This window comes from Microcoleus sp. PH2017_12_PCY_D_A (assembly GCF_020738565.1).
Taxonomy (GTDB): Bacteria; Cyanobacteriota; Cyanobacteriia; order Cyanobacteriales; family Microcoleaceae; genus Microcoleus.
Genome location: NZ_JAEQCI010000012.1, coordinates 26263 through 47966 on the forward strand (window position 1 = coordinate 26263; position 21704 = coordinate 47966).

17 protein-coding genes are annotated in these 21704 nt (G+C 46.0%); 5 read left to right on the plus strand and 12 right to left on the minus strand.

What is annotated here, in order from left to right; translation table 11 throughout:
* Nucleotides 1–143: 143 nt before the first annotated feature.
* The 10 genes from rpmB to JGK39_RS01645 form a co-directional block, all read right to left on the minus strand.
* A complete protein-coding gene (rpmB, locus tag JGK39_RS01600) occupies nucleotides 144–380 on the minus strand; it encodes a 50S ribosomal protein L28 (RefSeq protein WP_293150949.1) in 237 nt (78 codons plus the stop codon).
* 203 nt (nucleotides 381–583) lie between these two features.
* Nucleotides 584–2572: a molecular chaperone HtpG gene (gene htpG, locus JGK39_RS01605; RefSeq protein WP_293246983.1), complete on the minus strand. Its 1989-nt coding sequence runs from the start codon at nucleotides 2570–2572 to the stop codon at nucleotides 584–586.
* A gap of 189 nt (nucleotides 2573–2761) precedes the next feature.
* Nucleotides 2762–4114, minus strand: coding sequence for a two-component system sensor histidine kinase RppB (gene rppB / locus JGK39_RS01610; RefSeq protein WP_293246986.1), 1353 nt, complete (start codon nucleotides 4112–4114; stop codon nucleotides 2762–2764).
* Between the two features lie 193 nt (nucleotides 4115–4307).
* Nucleotides 4308–4997 carry a two-component system response regulator RppA gene (rppA, locus tag JGK39_RS01615; RefSeq protein ID WP_293295552.1) on the minus strand — a complete coding sequence of 230 codons (690 nt, stop codon included), beginning with the start codon at nucleotides 4995–4997 and terminating at the stop codon, nucleotides 4308–4310.
* Between the two features lie 87 nt (nucleotides 4998–5084).
* The gene (locus JGK39_RS01620; protein WP_293246992.1) at nucleotides 5085–5555 is read right to left on the minus strand and encodes a DUF2808 domain-containing protein; all 471 of its coding nucleotides are present in this window, start codon (nucleotides 5553–5555) and stop codon (nucleotides 5085–5087) included.
* Nucleotides 5556–6020: 465 nt separating this feature from the next.
* Nucleotides 6021–6524: a hypothetical protein gene (locus JGK39_RS01625; protein WP_293246995.1), complete on the minus strand. Its 504-nt coding sequence runs from the start codon at nucleotides 6522–6524 to the stop codon at nucleotides 6021–6023.
* Between the two features lie 104 nt (nucleotides 6525–6628).
* A complete protein-coding gene (locus JGK39_RS01630) occupies nucleotides 6629–9745 on the minus strand; it encodes an efflux RND transporter permease subunit (protein ID WP_293295554.1) in 3117 nt (1038 codons plus the stop codon).
* Between the two features lie 229 nt (nucleotides 9746–9974).
* Nucleotides 9975–11909, minus strand: a complete 1935-nt coding sequence (locus JGK39_RS01635; protein ID WP_293247001.1) for an efflux RND transporter periplasmic adaptor subunit — start codon at nucleotides 11907–11909, stop codon at nucleotides 9975–9977.
* A gap of 202 nt (nucleotides 11910–12111) precedes the next feature.
* Nucleotides 12112–12306, minus strand: coding sequence for a hypothetical protein (locus JGK39_RS01640; protein WP_293295556.1), 195 nt, complete (start codon nucleotides 12304–12306; stop codon nucleotides 12112–12114).
* A 758-nt stretch (nucleotides 12307–13064) separates the two neighbouring features.
* Nucleotides 13065–14027, minus strand: coding sequence for a glycosyltransferase family 9 protein (locus tag JGK39_RS01645; protein WP_293247403.1), 963 nt, complete (start codon nucleotides 14025–14027; stop codon nucleotides 13065–13067).
* A gap of 170 nt (nucleotides 14028–14197) precedes the next feature.
* Between JGK39_RS01645 and ispD the strand changes: the two genes are divergently transcribed.
* Nucleotides 14198–14890 (plus strand): 2-C-methyl-D-erythritol 4-phosphate cytidylyltransferase, encoded by a 693-nt coding sequence (gene ispD, locus JGK39_RS01650; protein WP_293247004.1) that lies wholly within the window; start codon nucleotides 14198–14200, stop codon nucleotides 14888–14890.
* A 127-nt stretch (nucleotides 14891–15017) separates the two neighbouring features.
* The gene (locus tag JGK39_RS01655; protein ID WP_293247007.1) at nucleotides 15018–15665 is read left to right on the plus strand and encodes a Uma2 family endonuclease; all 648 of its coding nucleotides are present in this window, start codon (nucleotides 15018–15020) and stop codon (nucleotides 15663–15665) included.
* Between the two features lie 185 nt (nucleotides 15666–15850).
* On the opposite strand, the gene JGK39_RS01660 is transcribed toward JGK39_RS01655, so the two are convergent.
* Entirely contained in the window at nucleotides 15851–16759 is a 909-nt protein-coding gene (locus tag JGK39_RS01660; protein ID WP_293295558.1) for a LysR family transcriptional regulator, read from the minus strand.
* A 382-nt stretch (nucleotides 16760–17141) separates the two neighbouring features.
* Here JGK39_RS01660 and JGK39_RS01665 point away from each other — a divergent pair, with 382 nt between their 5' ends.
* From JGK39_RS01665 to JGK39_RS01675, 3 genes are all read left to right on the plus strand, one after another.
* Nucleotides 17142–17435, plus strand: a complete 294-nt coding sequence (locus JGK39_RS01665) for a hypothetical protein (RefSeq protein WP_293247017.1) — start codon at nucleotides 17142–17144, stop codon at nucleotides 17433–17435.
* Nucleotides 17436–17566: 131 nt separating this feature from the next.
* On the plus strand, nucleotides 17567–17806 hold the full coding sequence (locus JGK39_RS01670; RefSeq protein ID WP_293247020.1) for a hypothetical protein: 240 nt from the start codon (nucleotides 17567–17569) through the stop codon (nucleotides 17804–17806).
* A 209-nt stretch (nucleotides 17807–18015) separates the two neighbouring features.
* Nucleotides 18016–18975, plus strand: coding sequence for a tetratricopeptide repeat protein (locus JGK39_RS01675; protein WP_293247023.1), 960 nt, complete (start codon nucleotides 18016–18018; stop codon nucleotides 18973–18975).
* 283 nt (nucleotides 18976–19258) lie between these two features.
* Here the strand turns inward: JGK39_RS01675 and JGK39_RS01680 are convergent, their stop codons facing one another.
* Nucleotides 19259–21472 carry a phosphoketolase gene (locus tag JGK39_RS01680; RefSeq protein ID WP_293247026.1) on the minus strand — a complete coding sequence of 738 codons (2214 nt, stop codon included), beginning with the start codon at nucleotides 21470–21472 and terminating at the stop codon, nucleotides 19259–19261.
* Nucleotides 21473–21704 lie beyond the last annotated feature (232 nt).

A 21704-nucleotide genomic window follows, 5' to 3' on the forward strand; every position in this document is an offset into this window, starting at 1 on the left:
TTTGTAGTCGGGACTTCAGTCCTTTGTTTTCTTACTTAGGAAGAAGGACTAAAGTCCTCACTACGAACAGGTTTTTTCGTAAAAGTAAGGGCGATCGCACTTTTAATTTACACGATCGCCCTTTGCTCAACTAACAAGGTTATTTAAAGCTTGTAAAGATTAATTCCAGCTTCCTTAGCCATAATTTCCAAACCCTTGTGCTCCAAGGTTTTAATCGCCTTCGTAGAAAGGTGTAACTTTACCCAACGCTTCTCCTGGGGCCACCAAATCCGTTTCCACTGCAAATTAGCGCCTTGCAACTTATGAGTGCGGTGGTGCGAGTGAGAAACCGCAAAACCGTTGTTCGCCTTCTTGCCCGTTAGCTGACATTTCCGTGACATATTGCCCTCCAGACTACTTGTTTTTGATGCAGCCTTTCATTATAGCTGAAGGAAGAAGGAAGAAGGAAGAAGGAAGAAGGAAGAGGGCTTGAGTTATTAGTCCAGGACGCAGAAACTGGGTTTTTTGGAAAAACCCGGTTTCTAAAACCCGGAAATCAACTCTGACTCCCCCCCTGGTTCAAGGGGGGGTTGGGGGGGGGTTCTTACATTGCACGCTCAGTCAATTTTGTCAAGACGTGGTTCGATCGCTCAACAAAATCCTTCATCCCTTCAGCATCGAAACCCTTCTGGGCCATCAAAGCCAAGTCATAAACGTGATGACAAATCATGCTGGCCAACTGCGCCGACGGAGACTCGCCACCGCCTTGAATAATCGCACCCTGACTCAAACTCGCCAGATTTTGAATCAGCGGGTGAGACGTATTCACCAGCAAAACGTGTTCTTCGGGGAATTCGGCCGCTTGCTGTTGCAATAGCGCCGTCATATCGCGCATCCGGCGCAAAGCTTCGGGTAACAGGACGATCGCAGGTGGCGCCCCCTCCGCAGAGTCAGATTTCAACGCTTCAGTGCGGATATTTACTTTCGGCTTATTGAGAGCAGTTTGGAACATTTCTTTAACTTGTTCGCTGCGAGTTTTGTTCGTCGCCGGATCGACAATTTCCGCTTCTTTTTCTTTGTCAATTAGCGTGTCGTCGATGTCGGAATCCACCCGCGAGAATTTGACATCTGAATATTCGCGTTCCAAGAAACTGATAAAGTGCGTGTCGATGAAAGAATCCATAAACAGCACTTCTAAACCCTGGCTTTTGTGCAGGGCGACATAAGTTGCTTGCGACGCTGGTTCAGTGCAGTAAAACACCCGATTTTCGTGGCGTTTTTGGTTGCGTTCCAAATACTCTTTCAGCGTCGTGTAAGGTTGCGTCGAAGTAGAACTGTCCGATTTCGGAGTTACATCTTGCCACAAATCTCCGTCCTCAGTTTGCACTTGCACTTCGGGCGTTGCACTTTCTGGCTTTTCTGCTGTTGGTTCGTAGGTGCTGCGGTAGATTAAGATATCTTCGACTTGCTTTTTGAACTTGTCATCGTTGAGAGTTCCAAACTTGACAAAAGTGCCGATATCTTGCCAGCAGCGGATGTACTCGTTGCGGTCATCGCGGTAGAGTTCTTTCAGGCGATCGCCCACTTTTTTCGCAATATAATCAGCGATTCTCCGCACGGTCCGATTGCTTTGCAAAGAACTGCGAGAAACGTTCAGCGGAATATCGGTACTGTCAATGACTCCCCGCAGCGGCATCAAGAATTTCGGGATGATTTCTTCGCAGTGATCGCTGACAAAAACCTGATTGCAGAACAGCTTAATATTGCCTTGGGTGACATCGACATCCGGCCGCAGTTTGGGAAAGAAAAGAATGCCGTTGACAATAAAAGGATAATCTGTATTCAGGTGTACCCACAGCAGCGGCTCATCTTGGAACGGGTAAAGATAGCGGTACAGTTCTAAGTAATCTTCTTTTTGCAAATTGCTGGCTGATTCCCGCCAAATTGCTTTGTGCTTGTTGAGTTGCTCTCCCTCAAATTTGATGGGAACCGGCATGAAATCGCAGTAGGTTTTAATTAACTGCTTGATGCGGCTGGGTTCTACATATTCCTGTTCTTCATCTTGAAGTGTCAGAGTAATTGTAGTTCCGCGTTCAGTCCGAGCGGATTCTGATAGTTCAAAAGCGGGGGAACCGTCGCAAGACCAATGTACTGCTTGGGAACCTTCTTTGTAAGAAAGGGTTTCAATATCTACTTGCTTTGCTACCATGAAAGATGAGTAGAAACCGAGACCGAAGTGACCGATAATTGCGTCGTCGCCGCTGCCTTGATATTTTTGAATAAATTCTTCGGCGCTGGAGAAAGCGACTTGGTTGATGTATTTTTTTACCTCGTCGGCGGTCATGCCGATGCCGTTATCGGAAATTGAGAGGGTTTTGTTTTCTTTGTCGATCGCAATGTTGATTTGGGGTTCGCCCATATCGCCGCTGTATTCGCCGGAACGGGAAACCATTTTGAGTTTGGCAATGGCATCGACGGCGTTAGAAATTAGTTCCCGCAAGAAAACTTCGTGGTCGGTGTATAGCGACTTCTTGATAATCGGGAAAATATTCTCGGTATGGATTGAGATTGTTCCCTGTTCTAAAACTGTCATAATTCTTCGGTGATAATTGTGAGAAATTAACTGTCAACTGTCAACTAAGAGGGCGGGCACGGGGGCACCGCCCCTACAATTGTCAACGGTCAACTGTCAACTGACTATTTAATGATTTTGGGCGATCGCGCTATCTTCTGCAAAAGGGATTACCCTAAAAAGACGATTCGGTTTCCCTCACATAGTAGCTCACAAAGGCAACCGCAGGAGAAATGTGCTACCAGAACCCAATTCGCTGCGGGCGCTGAGGCTGCCGCGGTGCGCCGTGGCGATCGCGCGGGCGATCGCCAATCCGAGTCCCGAACCGCCTGTATGGCGCGATCGATCGCTGTTGACTCGGTAAAATCGATCGAATATGCGCGCTAAATCAGCCGCCGCTATCCCAATCCCGGTATCTTGTACCTGAATTATCGCCTCTTGGTGAGTGCAATCTAAGATTACTGTGACTTTTCCAACCGCCGGAGTGTATTGAATGGCGTTGACAATTAAGTTAGTAACGAGGCGGTAAAGTCGATCGGCATCTCCGACAACATTCAATGGCTGCTGTACGCGGATTTCGGATGTTAGCGCTACCTGGGAGGCGATCGCCAAAGCCGCCAATTCCTCGACTAAATCGCCCACCAAGTCGTTCAAACAACAAAGCTGAGGGCGATCCTCTTCGAGGGCTTCGCTAACGGATTTTGCTTGATAGTCCATCCGCGCCAAGAGTAACAAATCAGTCACTAACTGAGTCAATCGTCGGTTTTGGCGATCGACAGTCCGCAAAATTTCCCGCGCTTCTTTCTCATCCAATTGTGGCATCAACAGCGCCGATTCTACAGTTGCTTGGGATGCCGCTAAAGGAGTCCGCAATTCGTGGGCAGCATCCGCTGTAAACTGTTGGATTTGTCGGTAAGAAGAATAAATCGGTTTCATCGCCAATCCTGCCAGCCACCAACTAGAAAAACCAACCAAAATTAATGCTGTCGGCAATCCCAATTTCAAAATTAATCTCACTGTACTGAGATAATTATTGAAGTCTTGCAAACTCCGCCCTACTTGAAAATATCCCCAATCTTCCAGGGTGTTAGTGTGCAGAGATACAGAGATTTGATGATAAATATTGCCTTTGCTGTCAGCGATTGTTTGCCAGTATTGAGAGTTAAATTTTGGAGGCAATGTTTCGGGATAAGCGCCTGCTGTTGCAATCAATTTCCCTGAATTGTTAAATAAACTAATATAGTAATAGCTTTGGTTGAGCGCGCTTAAACTATGGCGATCGGCTAACTGTTCTTTAACGCCGTTAACTCCAATTACGCGGAGGTTTGGCAAAAGTTCATTGACGATTGGTTCTAGGCGTCCGGGCTGCTGTAGCTTGATTTCGAGGCTATCGTGGAGTGTCCCCGCTACCGATTCTAGTTCGCGATCGATGGCGATCCAGTGCGCGTGGGCGATCGCCTTATATACTCCAAATCCCAGCAAGCTTAAAATCAAACCCATTACGGCCGCATAGGAAAGGGCTAATTGCCAGCGAGTTCGGTTAAATAGTTTATTTTGATTCATTTAAACTTACATTTTATCTAATTATCAAAAACAGGCAAGATGCCTGTTCCACAAAACTTTAACTTATTTATAGACAGAGTTTAAGAACCAGTCAAAGAACCAGTTAACTGGTTATTTCTTAGTCCGCGGAGGCGGACATTGTTTGTGTAGCGGTTTCAACCGCCGAGTCTAAAAGGAATTTTGAACGCAGAATTTAACTTCTCATCCGGTATCCGACGCCGTGGACAGTTTCAATTAAATTCGCGCAGCCAACGGATTCGAGTTTGCGCCGCAGCAAGCGCACTTGAGCGGCGACTACATTGCTAAAGGTATCTGCGCTGGCTTCCCATATCTGATTCCGAATTTGGTCGGTGGTGACAATTTGGTTCGGATGTTTCATCAAATATTCTAACAGTTGAAATTCTTTGTTAGTCAGCGAAATTGTTTGGTTTGTGCCGCTTTGATTGAGATGATAAGCCGTGCGACTACCGCAATCTAAGGCGAGATTGCGGATTTGTAGCTGTTGGGGCTGTATTTGGGGCGATCGCCTTTGCAACGCCCGCAACCTTGCTAACAGTTCCGCCATCCCGAAGGGCTTGACTAAATAATCGTCAGCCCCTGCATCCAATCCCGCCACTTTATCTTCCATCCTGTCTTTGGCTGTCAGCATCAAAACTGGCAAAAAACTGTGTTTGGCGCGCAATCTTCGCAGCAATTCTATTCCCGACAATCCTGGAAGCAACCAGTCAAAAATGGCTAGGGTGTATTGCGTCCAATGACTATCTAGATATTCCCAAGCTTCATTTCCGTCCTGGGCCCAGTCAACTATGTACTTTTCTTGCTTCAAAGTGCGATCGATCGCCTTTCCCAAATCTGGCTCATCTTCAACTAGCAAAATTCTCATAAAAAGTAACCTTATGCCGCGCTAGGTATGTAGTTGCGCTGTCTTCGCTCAAGCGCAACTACGTACCTTTTGAAAAGTACCAATTGCTCAGTAAGTTTGAATCCCAACTCTACCGAGGGGAATCTCTGCGTTTATTCCCACCATTTTACCAGATATTGCATAGGCCCAGTTGTACCTGTAACCGCGTGTCTGAATGCCGCGCATATAAATTGAGATTGTGGTGTCAGGCGCGACTGGTTGAGCAAAAACTACGGTGGCTTTCTGGTTGTTGAGAGATACTTGAGTCTCTATTTTTTGATTGGATTGATTTTTTACCTCGATTCCTCCACGGATGCTCAGAGCGTCTGGAAGGGCGATCGCAATTTCCGAAAGCGCTCTTCCCTCAACCTGAATATCAAAACGATGGGTAGCACCCTGAAAACCCGCTCTATTAGGAGTTGCAGCGCTACCAAGCAGGTGAGGAACATTAGCTTTTTGCATGGCTCCTCCCGCAATAGTAGCAGGGGCATTAGATGCAAGGATGAGGGTAAATGCAGCAGCATAAATTAACTTTTTCATCGCGGTAATCCCTGACAACTTAACTAATTGGTGTTCTTATTTATTAGTTTTGCTGTCAAAAATGAAATATAGATGAAATTCTAGATACTTAAAAGTTAATTATCAATACTTCGGACAGTTTTTTAACGGCCCTGTAAGCCTTGCGGAGGAAGCCCTGCCACTTTTTACGCATTTTTTGAAACGAGTGCGCGCTTGCTCAAACGAAAGAAAAAATAGTCCAGCATATAGCCAGTAAGGGTTTCGGAGACTTAACTATATCTAAAACTGTCCGAAGTATTGATTATTGGATTATAACTTAACAAGATTTAAGCAGGGGTGGCTAGAAACCCGGTTTCTACGAAAATCTTGCGTTTAGTAACGATAAATTTACGAAGAAACCGGGTTTCTGAGATCGTTGTGCGTCCAGGACTATTAACAAAAACCCGATGGAACAAACCGAGTATCCACAAATAAATTTAACTCAAATTACTGAGTGAATGTAAAACGACCGTCCACTTTTTCTCCGTTAATATCCGCATTCATTTTCACAGGATATTGTCCGGCCTCTTTAACTGGAAATACAACAGTATAATGTTTGCCTTCAGGATCGTATTTGAGAGCTAGGGTTTGCTGCTTTCCATTCGGCAACTGCACTTGAGCAGAAACTTTTGCGTTAGGGACTGGTGCGTGTGCGTCGCCTTTTTGCAGATAAAAATCTAAGTGAGTTCCAGTAGATTCTTTCTCAGCTACAAACTCTAAATGGTAAGCTCCAGACTCGACAACTTGACCCCCTTTACTTGCTTGAGGATGAGCCGTTTTATCAGTTGCACCAGGAGCAGCGGCGGGAGCGGAAGAGGCAGGTTTTGAAGCAGCAGGAGGGGGTGTTGAAGTGATTTTTGTATCGCTTGCTTCGTCGCCTTTACCGCAAGCTCCTAAAAACAGCAATCCGACACTGGCTAGAATAATTAAACTTGATTTTAGCGGTTTCATGTGGTTTATTATTTGCGAACAATGATTTGTAAATTATGGCACTTTTAGACAGCAAGTCAAGGAAAATCATCAGAAAATTATTCATAGATTAGCCAGAATCGTTGCTAAAAAGCAGTGAGACCAGCTTTTTCATCTTCAACAGGTTCAGGTTCTTGAGGTCGTAAAAATCTCCCAAATTGAGCATACAAAGCTGGCAAAACTAGCAGAGTTAACGCCGTAGAAGTAAACAATCCTCCTAAAACTACGATCGACAAAGGTTGCAAAATTTCTTTTCCGGGCCCGCCCTCTAAGACTAAAGGTGCTAAACCCAAAGCAGAAGTTGAAGCGGTCATCAGGATGGCGTTGAGCCGTTCCATCGAGCCTTTGACGATAGCTTCTTTAAACGGCATTCCTTCAGCAAATTTAGAGTTATAGTTGTCTACTAACAGCAAGCCGTTGCGGGTAGCTACGCCGAATAATGTGACGAAGCCAACCAGGGAAGCGACGGAAATTATACCGCCAGTCAAAGCTACAGCAATTACTCCTCCGACTAATCCGAGCGGTAAATTAATCATAATCATCGCAGTTGAAGGAATTGACTTAACAGAAATGTACATTAATACTGTAATTACCAAAAAGGCGATCGCACTAAACACCATAATATTCTGTGAAGCCCTTTCTTCCGCCTCAAATTGACCGCCGTACTGGATAAAATAGCCAAAAGGTAACTGCACCTCCCGTTTGACTTTAGCTTGAATTTCATTCACAACCGATCGCAAATCCCTACCTTTGGCATTAGCCGCCGCCACAATCAACCGAGAAACATTCTCGCGATTAATCGTATTTGGGCCCGTACCGTACTTAACAGTCGCAACTTGCGCCAGGGGAATTTTATTACCGCTGGGAGTATCAACCAACAAATTCTGAATAGTTGCGAGGTTGTTTCTGGCTGACGGCTGCAACCAAACAACTAAATCAAAAGTTTGCTGTAGTTCCAAAACTTGCGATACAACTTGGCCATTTAAAGCAGTCTCAATTAGTTCTGAAAGCTCACCAATTTTCAAACCGTATCTCCCCGCAGCTTGGCGGTTAAACTTAATTTGAATTTGTGGCACGGGTACCTGCGGTTCGAGTTGCAAATCCACAATTCCCTGAACAGTTTTCATTTGCGCTTCAACTTGAGCACCGATAGTGCGAAGTTGATCCAAATCCGGGCCGAAAATTTTGACAGCAATTTGACTCCTGACACCGGACAAAACCTCATCCATGCGGTGAGAAATAAAACCGCCGATATTTGGTGCAACTCCCGGTAATTTCCCAAATTCCTGCCGCAAAGACTCCAAAGTTTTCGACCGATTTTTCATTCCTTCTTCGCTCAAACCGATATCAATGTGAGCTAAATTCACACCCGCAGCATCAGCATCGCCCGGAGCTCTGCCCGATCGCACTTGCACGTATTCAAATCTGCGATCGTCCTTAAGTGCATCTTCCAAAGCAAAAGCCGCGCTATCCGTTGTCTCCAAAGACACCCCCGGATAAAGCTGAATAGTATTGACCAAAGTTTGCTCCTGAAACTCCGGCAAAAATACCCGCCCAAAGGAAGGCAAAATAACTAATGCAGCCACCATACTAGCAGCAGCAAAAGCTAAAATAATTGCCGAATAGCGCATTGACAATTCAATAAAAAAGTGATATATTTTCTTGCAAAATCTTGGCAGCCAAGGTTCTTTGGCACTCATCCGTTTGGTCGGCAACAAAATAGCACAAAGAGCCGGAGAAATGAACAGCGATTCTAGACTAGAAATCACTACAACTATCAAATAACTAATTCCCATCGGCGTAAAAATCCGACCTTCAATACCGGGCAAACTAAAAATTGGCGAAAACACCACAATCCCAATTACCGTCGCTCCAATTAACGAATCGCGCACTTCTTGACTGCCGTCAAAAATCACATCCATCACCGGGCGCGGATGTACAGAAGCCGTGTTTTCTCGCAAATTGCGGTAGGTATTTTCGGCATAGACGATCGCATCGTCGATCGCAGTTCCGATCGCCACCGACAACCCACCCAAAGTCATCGTATTCAATCCCAATCCCAGCCAATACATCGCCAGCAGCCCGAAGAGCCAAGTTAGGAAGAAATCGAGCAAAACCACCGTCAGAGTGCGCCAATTCATCAAAAATGGGATGAGAATGATGGTGACAATGATACTGCCTTCCACTAAAGCCGATCGCACATTCTCCACCGAAGAATTGATATACTCTCCCTGCCGGAAAGTCACAGTAACTTTAATATCCTTGGGCAGAGCTTGCTGTACCTCAGCCATTGCCGCCTCAATCGCTTTCGTTACCGTCGGAGTATCAGCAATCGGCTGTCTGTTTACCAACACAATCACAGCTTTTTTACCGTTAAAACTGCCGTCGCCCCGCTTGATTGCAGCCCCAATCTTGACATCGGCGACATCACCAATTCTGACGGGCGTTCCTTGGCGAGAGGCGATCGCAGATTGCTGCAAATCTGCCACAGACTCAATCCGCCCCACGCCCCGAATTAACGTTTCGCGATCGGGCGTAATTAAATAGCCTCCCGGCGCGTTAACATTCGCAGCCTTCGCCGCTTCTGCCACTTGCTGCAAGGACACATTAAAAGCTTTCAACTTTGCAGGTTCTACTAATACTTGATACTGCCTTTGTTCGCCGCCGTAAGCCACGACTTGAGCAACGCCGGTAACTGCTAAAAGGCGATTTGTGACTTGCCAATCAACCAGACGGCGCACTTCCATCAGCGGAGTAGTTTCTGATGTAAAAGCATAGGTAATTACCAGCCCAACCGGAGAAGTAGTCGGAGAAATTTGTGGTGTTTTTACGCCAGCCGGGAGTTTGCTTTGAGCTTGCTGCAACCTTTCGGTTATTAACTGGCGCGCTTTATAAATTTCCGTTTCCCAATCGAAGATAACTTTAACAGCAGAAATGCCTACAGCCGAAGCCGATCGCACTGCTGTTACTCCGGGAGTTCCGTTAATTGCACTTTCGATCGGGAGTGTTACTAAAGACTCGATTTCTTCAGGTGCGAGGCCCGGTGCTTCCGTCTGAATTTCGACTTGCGGGGGTGCAAAAGGCGGGAAGACATCAAGGGACATTTTGGGGATGATATATAATGTCCAAAGACTAATAATAATGGTGGCGAGAACGACTAGCCAGCGGCGGTTGATTACCCATCTCAGAATTGTGCTGAACATTTTATTAGCCTAGAGTTTAGATATTTTTTAAGCAACCGCAAATAAAGATAAAAATTCGGTTTGTAGTGAGGACTTCAGTCCTCTAATAAAGGTTTTAGGGAATAAGGACTAAAGTCCTTACTACAAACCTGATTATGGTAATTAACCAGAAAAAACTCAAGCTCTTATTACAAATCTGATTGTGGGTAATTAACTACATCCGATATTGTTGCGATATCCAAGCATTTTTTTACTTCAAACTCTTGACTTCTGCCTCCTGAGTTTTAACGTGATGGTTGTCATTATGTAACAGCAATTTATCGTTCAACACTGGTTCAGATGTGGAAAAACCATTATTTGCAGAATCTGCTGTTATTGCTGGCAATTTGCGCCGTTTTCCCCAAAATACCCCTGCTGCAAAAAAAGTCACGGAGGCGATCGCAATTCCTCCCCCAATTCCCGCCCACAAAGACACGGGCAAATTATTCAAATTCACCTCTGTTACCTTGGGAGTTGCCTCTTTCTTTTCCTCGCTTGTTGATTGTTTGCTACCGCCCCGCAGAGATTGGGCGTAAAGTTGAGGCGCGCGCTGGGTTACAATCAAATCTCCATCGAATAAACCGCTCTTAACTTCAACTAAATCCCCAGCAGTTTGACCGACTTCAATGTCAACAGCTTGATAAGCATCGCCATTTTGGACGTAAACAGTCTTTTTACCGCTAACATCCACTACCGCCGCACTCGGAATTGCTAAAACATTTGTGGCAGTTTTGTCGGTTAAAATTTCCAACTCAGCAAACAGTCCGGGCTTTAATTCGCCGTTACTATTATCTAGTTCTGCTTTCACCGGTACAACTCGCGTTTCTCCTTCGACGGATGAGCCAATTAAGGTGATTTTTCCTTTGAAAATCCGATCGCCCAAATGAGCAACTTTTACCCTAACTTCCTGGCCTTGTTTTACCTGATTCAAGTCTTTTTCGTAGATGTTAGCGGTGGCAAAAACGCGGCTGTCATTTAAGAGGCTCATCAACGGTTTTTCAGCGCTTACAGACTCTCCTGGAGTGATGGCGCGATCGGCTACCGTGCCAGAAATCGGAGCAATTACGGTGACAAGTCCTCGATCGTTCGCAACAGTCCCTAATTGTTGCAGCCGCGCTTGATAGGCTGCGTCGGCTAAGCGAATGCGCGATCGAGCGACTTGCACGGCAGTTTTGCCGCGTTTGACCTGATTCTGGGCTTCCAACACTTCCCGGCGGCTCTGAGCCTTGGTGAGTTGAGCTTTTGCCTCTGCCACCTTGCCTTGGGAATCGCGCAATTCCCGCATCGGGAGGTCTACTTCAGCTTGTTTAATTTCGGTTTCGGCTCTGATAACTTCGGGACGGCTTTTTGCCTTCGCAACACTGGCTTTGGCTTCGGCGAAGCGGGCTTGCGACTCTAGCATTGTACGCCGCGCGATCGCACCTGATGCAACTAACTCTCGATCGCGATCGAACTGTTCTTTAGCCACAGTCAGTTCAGTTTCCGCCCGCGCTATTTCTGCTTGCGCTATTGCAACTTGACGCTGATAATTTTCCTTAGCAACTTTCACAACAGAGCGCTTATTTACTAATTCTTTCTCTCGCTGGTACTGTTGAGTTGTTGCTGCTAATTGAGTTCGGGCTTGTATTATTTCTGCTGCTGATATTTGCAATTGGCGATCGTAATTTTCGGTAGCTAGTTTCAAATCGCCTTGTGCTTGCTGCAAATCTGCCTCAGCTTCCGCTCGTTTCGAGAGAGATTCAACCCGCCACTGTCCTAATTCAGAACTCGACAAAACTGCAACGGATTGACCTTTTGATACTCGATCCCCAGGCTTAACTAACAACTCTACCACTTTACCAGCCACCGGAGCCGTCACTTCCACTTTTTGGTTGGGCAAAGTTTCAATTTGTCCTGTGGTTTTGATGCCGATATCTAATTGCTGGCGGGTAGCCGGGGAGACTTTAATTCCCAACCGTTTTGCTGTTTCGGCACCGACAGAAATAGCCGCCGGAGTTTGAGTTGTTTCGCCGCTTTGGTGAAATTCATTGCCGTGTCCCGCGTGGGCGAAAACTGCCACAGGAGAACTCAATAAAATTAGGCTAATAAAAGTTACCGAAAAGCTGCTAATAATTGCCGGAAATTGAGAATATTTGTGAAATATCATCCTTGGCATTTTCCTGGAAATGAGGTTGAGTGCCACAGGCTTAGCGGTTGGTATTTTGCCCAAATAAGTAAGTTAACCGAATTAACCGCAGTTACTTATGAGCATTTTTCAAGAAACGACTGCTAAGCAATGACCAAGAGCTAAAATTTATCTCCTCAACCTAGTCTTTCACTGCCAAATGAAATTAGGATGAAATTTCGGCTCAGCAGCCCAGATGCCCTCCGGCTTCTAAAATACGAATATAAGTTCTGCCTAATGCCAAGGGATTGCCCTGTAGATTTTTTGCTCGTTTCGCGAGTTCTTTCGCTTCAATTTCCTTTGTCAAAACGCTCACTAGCTCGTCCCGGGCTACATTTGATTGATAAGTTGTGTTTGATTCCAAGCTGTTCAACATCATTGACTACCCCTGTATCTAGCTGTGTTGTGATTCTCCTACTTTAGAGGTAGTGCTTCTAATTTGTCTACAGTATTTTTACGTAAAAACTGAAATGATGTGAATTCAGACAACTGCTGATAGCCGTGTTCGAGCTGGATGACTGTTATACCAAGGTTTTTGCCACTCTTTTATTAGCAGCAATATTTCTAGCTTGTGTGAAGCAAGTATTTCCTGAATAAGTGACACTCTGTGATTAATATCACTCATTTTGTGCCTTTGTGTCACAGCTTGCTTTGTAGAGCTAATACCATTTAGATAAAAGATTGCTAGACAATCCATCATGTTGTGTTTGTTGATAAAACCATTGCCATCGGGTGCGGATCTGTTAAATTGTCGATATGGAATGACAATTAAATAACTTACAATTTTAATTATTGTGGGATGGGCGTCTCGCCCGTCCTTTATAGACGGGCGGGACGCCCATCCCACAAGCTTGTGTAAATTATTTACAGGAGCGATCCTATGTATCTAGGGATTGTTGGTAGCGACACACCCTACGACTACTACCAATTACTAATTGCCAAACACACATCATCTTTTTGACGAAGGCTATAATTTTTTTATTTCCTGCTGTTTCGACTTTTGAAAAGTATCTTCAGCCATCACTAAAGTTCGTTCGTGCTGGGGAATTATCGCACTATTTCAAGATACAAGGGGCGGGTTAAGCAAGTCAACTTCCAGACAACAGATAATTCCTGTACAAAACCCGCCTTCCTAAATTAGCCTCCCCAAACTTTCTTCAAAACCTCTTGCGGAGAAATGTCAGCCATTTTACCAGTAGGAGATTTAATTCCCAAAAAGCGATCGCTCTTTGGAAGCAATTTTGCAGGTTCAGTCGGGCCGAACAAAGCTATTGTATAAGTTTGAACCGCTACAGCCAAGTGCATCGGCGCGCTGTCGGTACACATCATCAAATTAGCAGCAGCAATGGTGGCCGCCAACTTGCCTACATCATCGGGCGAGATAACTTTTACACTCGGACAGAGTTCGACTAACTTTTTCACGAAGGCTCCATCTTCGGGCCCTTTCACCACCACAACGGGTAAATTCGGCTGCCGCTGCTGGCAGTCTTGGATGATTTGCTGCCAGTTGTCTATCGGGTAAATTTTGTCAATACCTTTAGACAGCGCTAGCTGACTCGAACCGCCGTGAATTAGAATGTAACCGCTTTCTTTGATTCCCAACCGCTGCTGTTCGGCTTCCGCCCACTGAATGTCCTGTTTTGGTACACTAATTGCGATCGCAGGACTTGGATTGTTAATGTTGAATCCTTGCAGCAAATCGTGGTACATTGAAGCCGCGTACTGGTCTGTTTTCAGAGGTACCGAATCGGTGAGAAATCGAGCGCCGTTGGTTCCAGAATACCCAACTCTCTGGGGAATGCCGGTCAGCCACAGCAGAAGTCCTACAGTCCAGCGCTGGCCTAGGGAAACAACTGCTTCGTATTCGCGATCGCGAATTACGCCCAGTAAATTTCCCAAATCAGCCATCGCATTGCGGTCTTTGAAATTGTACGTCAAGACTTCTTTGACGGACTTGCAGACTCGGTAAGCGCCCTTCGCCCTCGGTTCCACGATGACATCAATTTGAGCCTCTGGATAAGACTGCTTGAGGTCATCAAGGGTAGGGAAAAATAAAATTTGGTCGCCAATCCCGCCTGGGACAAGTGCTAGTATTCGCATCATAAACGATCGGGCTATTATCTATCGAGGTAGCTCTCAGCGATCGGCATTCAGATATCAGCTTATAGTATTTTTAGACATTAAAAGCTACGGGCTGACAGCTAAACAACTGACTGAAAAGTACAGAACGCTTTTAATATATACCTAGTTGGGTGAAGAAGGGTTAGTGAATGCACTTATTAATTCCTGCGGCGGGTTCGGGGCGACGGATGGGTAGTCAGCGGAACAAACTGCTGCTGACTTTGCTCTCAAAACCTTTGCTGAGTTGGACTTTGGCCGCCGCTGAAGCTTCGCAGCAGATTAGCTGGATCGGCATTATGGGCCAGCCTGAAGATTTTCCTGATTTTAAGGCAATTATCAGCGATTTAGCTTTGGTCAAGCCCGTGGAACTGATTCAAGGAGGCGCTACCAGGCAAGAGTCAGTTTACAACGGTTTGCAGGCTTTACCGCCAAATGCCGATCGAGTGTTGATTCACGACGGCGCCAGGTGTTTGGCAACTCCTGAATTGTTCGATCGATCTTCAGCAGCTCTCTTAAGCTGTCCGGGCTTGATTGTCGCCGTCCCGGTCAAGGATACGATTAAGGTGGTGGACGAGTCTAGAATCGTGCGAGACACGCCGGACAGAAGCAATTTATGGGCAGCCCAGACTCCCCAAGGATTTGAAGTGAAATTGTTAAAGCAGTGTCACCAACAAGGGCGGGAGAAAGGTTGGGAAGTTACAGACGATGCAGCTTTGTTTGAAAAATGCGGTTTACCAGTGCAAATTGTGGAGGGAGAAGAAACGAATTTGAAAGTTACAACGCCCGTTGATTTGAGTGTAGCTGAATTCATTTTGCGGCAGAGAACAGATAAGAGCAAATAGAATTTGTTGACTCTTTTTAAGAACGGCAAGATCCCCGTTCCACCATCAATAATTTGTTAGTTGTGGAACAGGCATCTTGCCTGTTCCTTATGTTATCTTAGAAATATCATAGCTGGAAGTAAAAAATATGATTTCTGTTGCGCCGATCGCACCACCGTTACTCATAGGCGAAAAGCGAGTAGTGTTGAGAAATATTACTTGGCAGGGCTACCAACAACTGCTCCAGATTTTGGGCGATAAACGAGCGGCTACATTGATATTCGATCGAGGGACTTTAGAAATTACCATGCCTTTAGAAGAACACGAATTTTCAGCACGCTTAATCGAGCTTTTGATTCGGATTTTTGCTGTAGAGCTAGGTTTGAAGATTAAAACAATGGGTTCGACAACCCTCGATCGATCGGACTTAGAGCGCGGTGCAGAACCAGATAATGCCTATTACATCCAAAATCAGCCCCTCGTAGCCGGTCGTACAGTAGATTTAGCCACAGATCCACCACCCGATTTAGTCGTAGAAATAGATATCACCCATACCGATATTAACAAGCCTGCTCTCTATGCCAGTATGGGAGTACCGGAGTTTTGGCGTTACAATGGTAGAGAATGGCGAATTTATAAGCTAGAGAATGATGAATATTTGGAAGTATCTGTCAGCCCCACTTTTTCGATACTACCAAAGTCCAAGCTCTACGAATTTTTGGCAGCAGCACAGCTAGATGAGGTAGAAGCGGAGGTAAATTTACGGAACTGGGTGAGAGAGAATACTGACCGTTGATTGATATTATTAGTTCTTCGTAATTATGGAGCGAGATTTTTTGAAACCGCAGATATCAGCGGTTGCCAAAATCGTACTCTAACCAATAACCAATAGACATCTCCCATAATTTTTGTGGAACAGGCATCCTGTCTGTTCAAAATCTGCTTTTTAGGAGATATCTAATAACAACTGACTTAGGTTTCTCAAGAAGGATTAATCGGAAACTCGCCGTCACTATCAATCTCTGTCGCAGTTTTAACTAAATCCAAAAACGCAAACACGGCCGGAATTAACAGCGCATCCCTCAAAACAGCCACCCCAATTACCCTCTCAAAATCTGCGGGTAAACTGCAAACTTTCACCTCAGCAGGTATCGGTTCCGCCGCCAAACGCGGCATAATTGCTGCACCCAAACCTTGCATTACCATACTGACAATAGTTGAATCTTCGCTGAGTTCGTAAGCGATATTTAAGGGAAAATCCGAAGTTGCTAAATATTTACGTAGCGGTATAGAACAAGCTGTTTCCGGCGGCTGCAAAATCAGCGGATGATTTGCTAACTCTTCCCAGGTAATCTTAGCACTTGATAATTTGGCAGTTGGCGGCAACAACACAACGTATTTATCTCGCAAAATTTCTCTAGTTTCAAATTCGTCGGAGATGGGAAGAGAGACAAAGCCGATATCTGCTTTGCCCGATCGCAAAGCTTCCTCCACAGCCTGGGTATAATACACTTCGGTAATGCTGACGGCAATCTTGGGAAAGCGATCGCGAAATTGAGCAATAATACCCGGTAGGATATGGGTTGCGACACTGCGAAAACTCACTATCCGCACCTGGCCTCCCTGCAAACCCTTGTCTAAATCAGCTTCTTTGACCATCATTTCTAACGATCGCACAATTTGACGCCCGTGAAGCACCACTCTTTCCCCCACCGGCGTCAGTTGAGCACCGTGTCGCCCCCGGTGGAACAATTGCACGCCCAATTCTGCTTCTAAAGAGGCGATGGCGTGGCTGACTGCGGATTGCGACAGTTCCATTTGTAAAGCCGCTTCGCTAAAGTTTGCATACTCTGCTACTGCTATCAAAGCCTGAATCTGAGAGAGTTTCATCCGCCGCGTGTTGATGAAGTTCATAGAAGAAGGAAGAAGGAAGAAGGAAGAAGGAAGAGGGAAGAGGGAAGAATGGAGAGGGAAGAGGGAAGAGGGAAGAAGGAATCCAACGCAATGGTTTCAGCAATTAATAACATCCTACTAACTGTTGGGTGCGGTTGGTATATTTATCTATCGATTTTATTCATACAACCTATGCAAGTAATGACTTGATTGTTGTTTTGCCCAGAGTTAGGGTTGATTTATCAGGTAACAGATTTAGTTTTACAGGAATTGCAGAGACATCAAAAGTGCTGTAATTGCGAGCAAGTTATTGCTTCCTTTTAGTTGCGATTTTTGATTGTGCAATTTGTGTTTAATTGAGGATTTGAAGGTGTTTGTTATGTCTACTTACGAAAATCGGCGGTATCCCGAAAAAACAAGCGTTGTTTCGATGGGCGATCGAGCTAAATATACCAAAAAGCCAAAAAGGCGATCGCTCTTTTCAGCTATGAATCAACTTTGGCAAGGTTTGCTCGCCGCCGCTGCTGGCGAAAACGAGGTCAGAATTTGGCAAACGCGCGATCGCAATGGTAACACTTGCTGGCACGGTTGCGATCGGGCGACAGGTCGCTCTATCAGCGCGGCGACGGATGACGAAATGCGCGCGATTATCGATCGGCGTTATTGTCAATAGTAAATTGTTGGTTGTGTGGGGGCGGGTTTTTAGAGATTATTTGAGGTTTCCAAAGATTTTTGGTTAACCCGCCCCTAGGATATTTGGGGACAATTTGTGGATTTTTGATTCTTAATTTCCAAGGAGATGCTATGCTTCAAAGATATTCCGAATGTGCAGCGCCCGAACGCATAATTATCATGAAAAATGAGGTGTACAAATTGCCTCAAACTAATCGAGAAATTCAAGTTTTGTCAGGAATTGCTTGGATTACGCTTGACAAACAGGACATCATCTTGCACAGCCCAGAAAAAGCATCGCTTTCACCCAGCAAAAACTTTGCAGTCATATCCGCTCTCAGCAATATGCCGCTGATTGTGGCAGTCTGGTAAGACAAAAGCGCGCGCCAGAACCTAGCAATTAAAAAAAATCGGCAGGAACACCCCAAAGAGCTCTATCTTAATAGTTATAACTTGGCTCTTGGAGGACTCGATCGGTGTACTGCCGCTCTTACCACTTTAGCTATCTCGCAGCTATAAGTATTTTGTTATCGCCCGCACTCAGCTTGCTAGCAATTTCAGATGCTCGGGCATTTGCCCCTATGATAAATGCCAGAACGGCCCGATCGAGCGATCGCGCCCAAGCAACAGATCCCAAAACCGAAGCAGACAAACTCTTTGAAACAGGAGTCAAACAGCACCGCGAGGGTTTGTTTCGAGAAGCAATCCAGACTTTCGAGCAAGTTTTGGCAATTCGCAAGCAACTAGGCGACAAACAGGGAATCGGAGAAACACTCAACAATATCGGGGAAGTTTACGCCGAAATGGGTTCGCGGCCCAAAGCTTTGGAAGTTTTGCGGCAAGCTTTAGCCATTCACCGAGAAATCGGCGAAGGGCCCCGCATCGCGCGCACTCTCAATCTCATCGGTTTCGTCAACCGGCTTGCGGACAATTTTGACGAAGCGATGAAACTGCACCAAGAAGCTTTGGAACTTGCCAAAACTGCCAACGACCAAATTGAAATAGCAGAATCTTTTCACAACATCGCGGCAGTGTACGCAGAACAGGTAAATTACGCAAAGGCGATCGAATTTTACCAACAAGCGCGGACGATTCGCACCACAGAGGGCGATCGGCGCGATTTAGGCCGTACCCTCAATAACATGGGCGGCGTCTATTACAACATCGGCGACTTTAACAGAGCGATGGAATTTTACCATCAAGCCTTAGCAATTCGCCGGGAAATCGGAGACAGAGCTGGCGTCGCCCGCCTCCTCAACAACATGGCACTTACCTGTCGCAAACAAGGCAAAGATACTCAAGCGCTGATCTATTTTCAGCAAGCAATACCGATGTTTGAAGCCATCGGCGACAATACAAGCATCGGACGCTTGTTCAATAATATGGGCGCGATTTATGAAAGTCTCCGTCAATATCCTAAAGCTCTCAATTCCTACGAGCGAGCTTTAAAAATTGCCCGCGAGGGCAGCGATAAAGCTGGAGAAACTACGGCGATGGAAGGCATTAAACGATTGTCATCCGGTCAGTCTTTGCCACAATAATCGCTGGATATAATTATCACAGCTATAAGCTGTTGAGCATTTAAATTGTATATTCGGGACGCTGCTGGGAGCAACATCCCACTCATTGTTTAATTGATTGTTGACACACAAGTTAAATGCCGCAACAGCTTATCTCAATACAGTTCAGTTAGCGCTGTTTATTCCCCGGAGATCCTGGCAGCATATCCCCGATAGCCGGAGGACTTTGAGAATACTCTTGTCCCCCCCTTTTTAAGGGGGGTTAGGGGGGATCTAGCTTAACAATCGCCTATTGAATTATAACCTAACCAACCAGCCCGATCGCCCTTTTCGTCAAAGCATCAGCAGTCAACCCATTAAACGCCATCAACTCACCAGCACTAGCAGTCGTTTCCCCCCGCTTCCAAGCAAAAGTATCGCGCGGGCAATTGCTGCGGAGCATCACCGGCTCCAACATCCCAGAAGCACCGCCTGTCACGCCAATCAAGGCATCACCACCAAACATTTCGGCAAATTTCTCATCGCTCAAAAAGCCGCCGTCAGCTTCCGAACAAGTATTCCAAGCGACATCGCTGGAACGGTACAAACGTCGGGGATTGACAATAGAAACAATCCGCACTCCCAAGCCTGCTTTTTCCAAAGATGCCGCCGCTTCAAACACCGGCATTAAAGTCATATCGCCCACAATAGCAAACACAACTTTCTTACTTCCCGTTGTTTCGTGCAGCACAATTCCACCATCTTCTAAACCTTGGCGAGTCTGTGCAAAAGTAGTGCGAATTGGCAGCGGCGACTTGCTCGCAGTAATCACAACTCCCTTATTTCTGGCATTCAAAGCCCACTCGTAACAAGCTTGAATGCTGTTAGCATCCGGTGGAAACAAAGGAAACACATTGCCGTTACGCATCATCGCCGCAAAATAAGCCTCAATTTCCGGCCGCTGGTGCGTCCAACCGTTGCGGCCTTGCTCCAATGCACCCGCTGTAAATAAGGTGACAGTTGCCGGAGTTGCACGGCGCAATTCTGCCATTGCTTGCGTTACAGTTTGCCAAATTGGTAAACCGTTGATGGCAAAAGATTCGTAGGAACACCACAAACTCCGCGCTCCAAATAGCGACAATCCTACTGCCAAACCCGCGCAAGCATCTTCGCTCAAAGGTTCGTAAACTTGACCGTTGGGCGATTGATTGTACAAGTCATCCGTCGTCGGGTGAATGATTTTCAGAGCTTGGTTGATATTGGCAATTGCTGATGCTTCGTTGCCGTCTGCATTGGTGACAAGAAAAGTGCGATCGCGCTCGCCGACACTTCCCACCATACGTCCCATTGCAGTTGTCGAAATCTTCGCTTCTCCACCAACCGCAAATTCTTCTAAAGGCAACTCGCCCAAATCTGCCAGCGGCAATGTAAACTCAGTAACAACGGTTTTTGCCGCAGGCCCGCCGCCCGCGCGCTCGCAATTTGTCCGCACCAACTGCCAAGCCTCAGCAGTCAAAGCGCGTTCTTTTAAAGCGCTAACAATGTGCGGAGCATCGAGGGTATCTTTGGGATAAAGGTTGTGAGATTTTGCGCCGCGCGCGTGGACGCCCGCACCTTTCAACTGTTTGATAATAAACGCAGTTAATTTGCCGCCGAGAGCAGATTTTGCCGCTTTGTCAACTCCTTGTAAAACAGCTTTGGTAAATGCCATCCGCTGTTCGAGGGAAAAAGCCGTGCTGTCAACATAAGCTTCCGGTTGATTTTTGTCGTCAAATTCCTTAGCGTCAACTAAAATGACTTCTTCAAAACCGTTTCCTTGCCAATAAGCAATCATTTCAGCATTAGTTTTAGTCGAAACCATACTGTGATGTTCTTGGGAATATCCGTTCCAAACTAACACGGGTAAAAAGTTAGTAGCCTTCGGATAAGCAGTATGGAAATGCGCCATGCTGCTCATCGGATAGGGTTCGCCCATCCCACCGTCGCCCATGGTGAAAGGAAACAGTTTGTCGGGGTGCAAAAGCGCGCCCGCCATTGCGAAATGCTGTCCTTGTCCGAGGGGGCCTGCTGGTGCTAAAAGCCCGGGAATGAAGCCGGAAAGATGTCCTAATAAACCGTCTTTTTCGCGGAATTTATCGCGCGCTTCCTGCACTTTGGTAATTCCCATGTCTTCCAAAGATCGATCGAGAAACATGGCACTATAAAATCCTGGCGCGTGGTGCCCGACTTCGGTAACAATGTTCTTGTGTCCCAACATCACCAACGCAGCGTAGGCCTCAGCTTGGCTGGCAAAACCCCCCGGATGTCCCGATGCCTTGCTGGCTGTGATTTGCAGCGTCAGGTAGCGCAGGGCGTCTGCTCCGAGCATCGTTTGAAAGACGGCGGCTGGATCTGCTGGATCGGCGATCGAATTGCTTCCTTGGGCGATCGCAGGTGTTTTCCCGTAAGTCTCAAAACCCGGCACATTCTCCGAGAAATACTGGATTCCTTCACAAAAACTAGGAATTGCTGACGTTGCCTTCGGCGTAGTTGCAGTCATGCTTCTTTATACCTGAAAAATTTGACTTGGATTAAGTAACAGTAATTTTATAGCTTTTGTGTTGCAAAAAATCATCACTTCTGCTAAGTCGAATCATAAATCAGTCAAATCTTTCAAATTTTTATAGGAATCCCCAAAGCGGTGACAACATTGTTGATTGCTGAAACCATTAATTTTATTCCCTCTTCCTTCTTCCGTCTTCCTTCTTTTTACCTTAAGCGAAGCCGAAAGG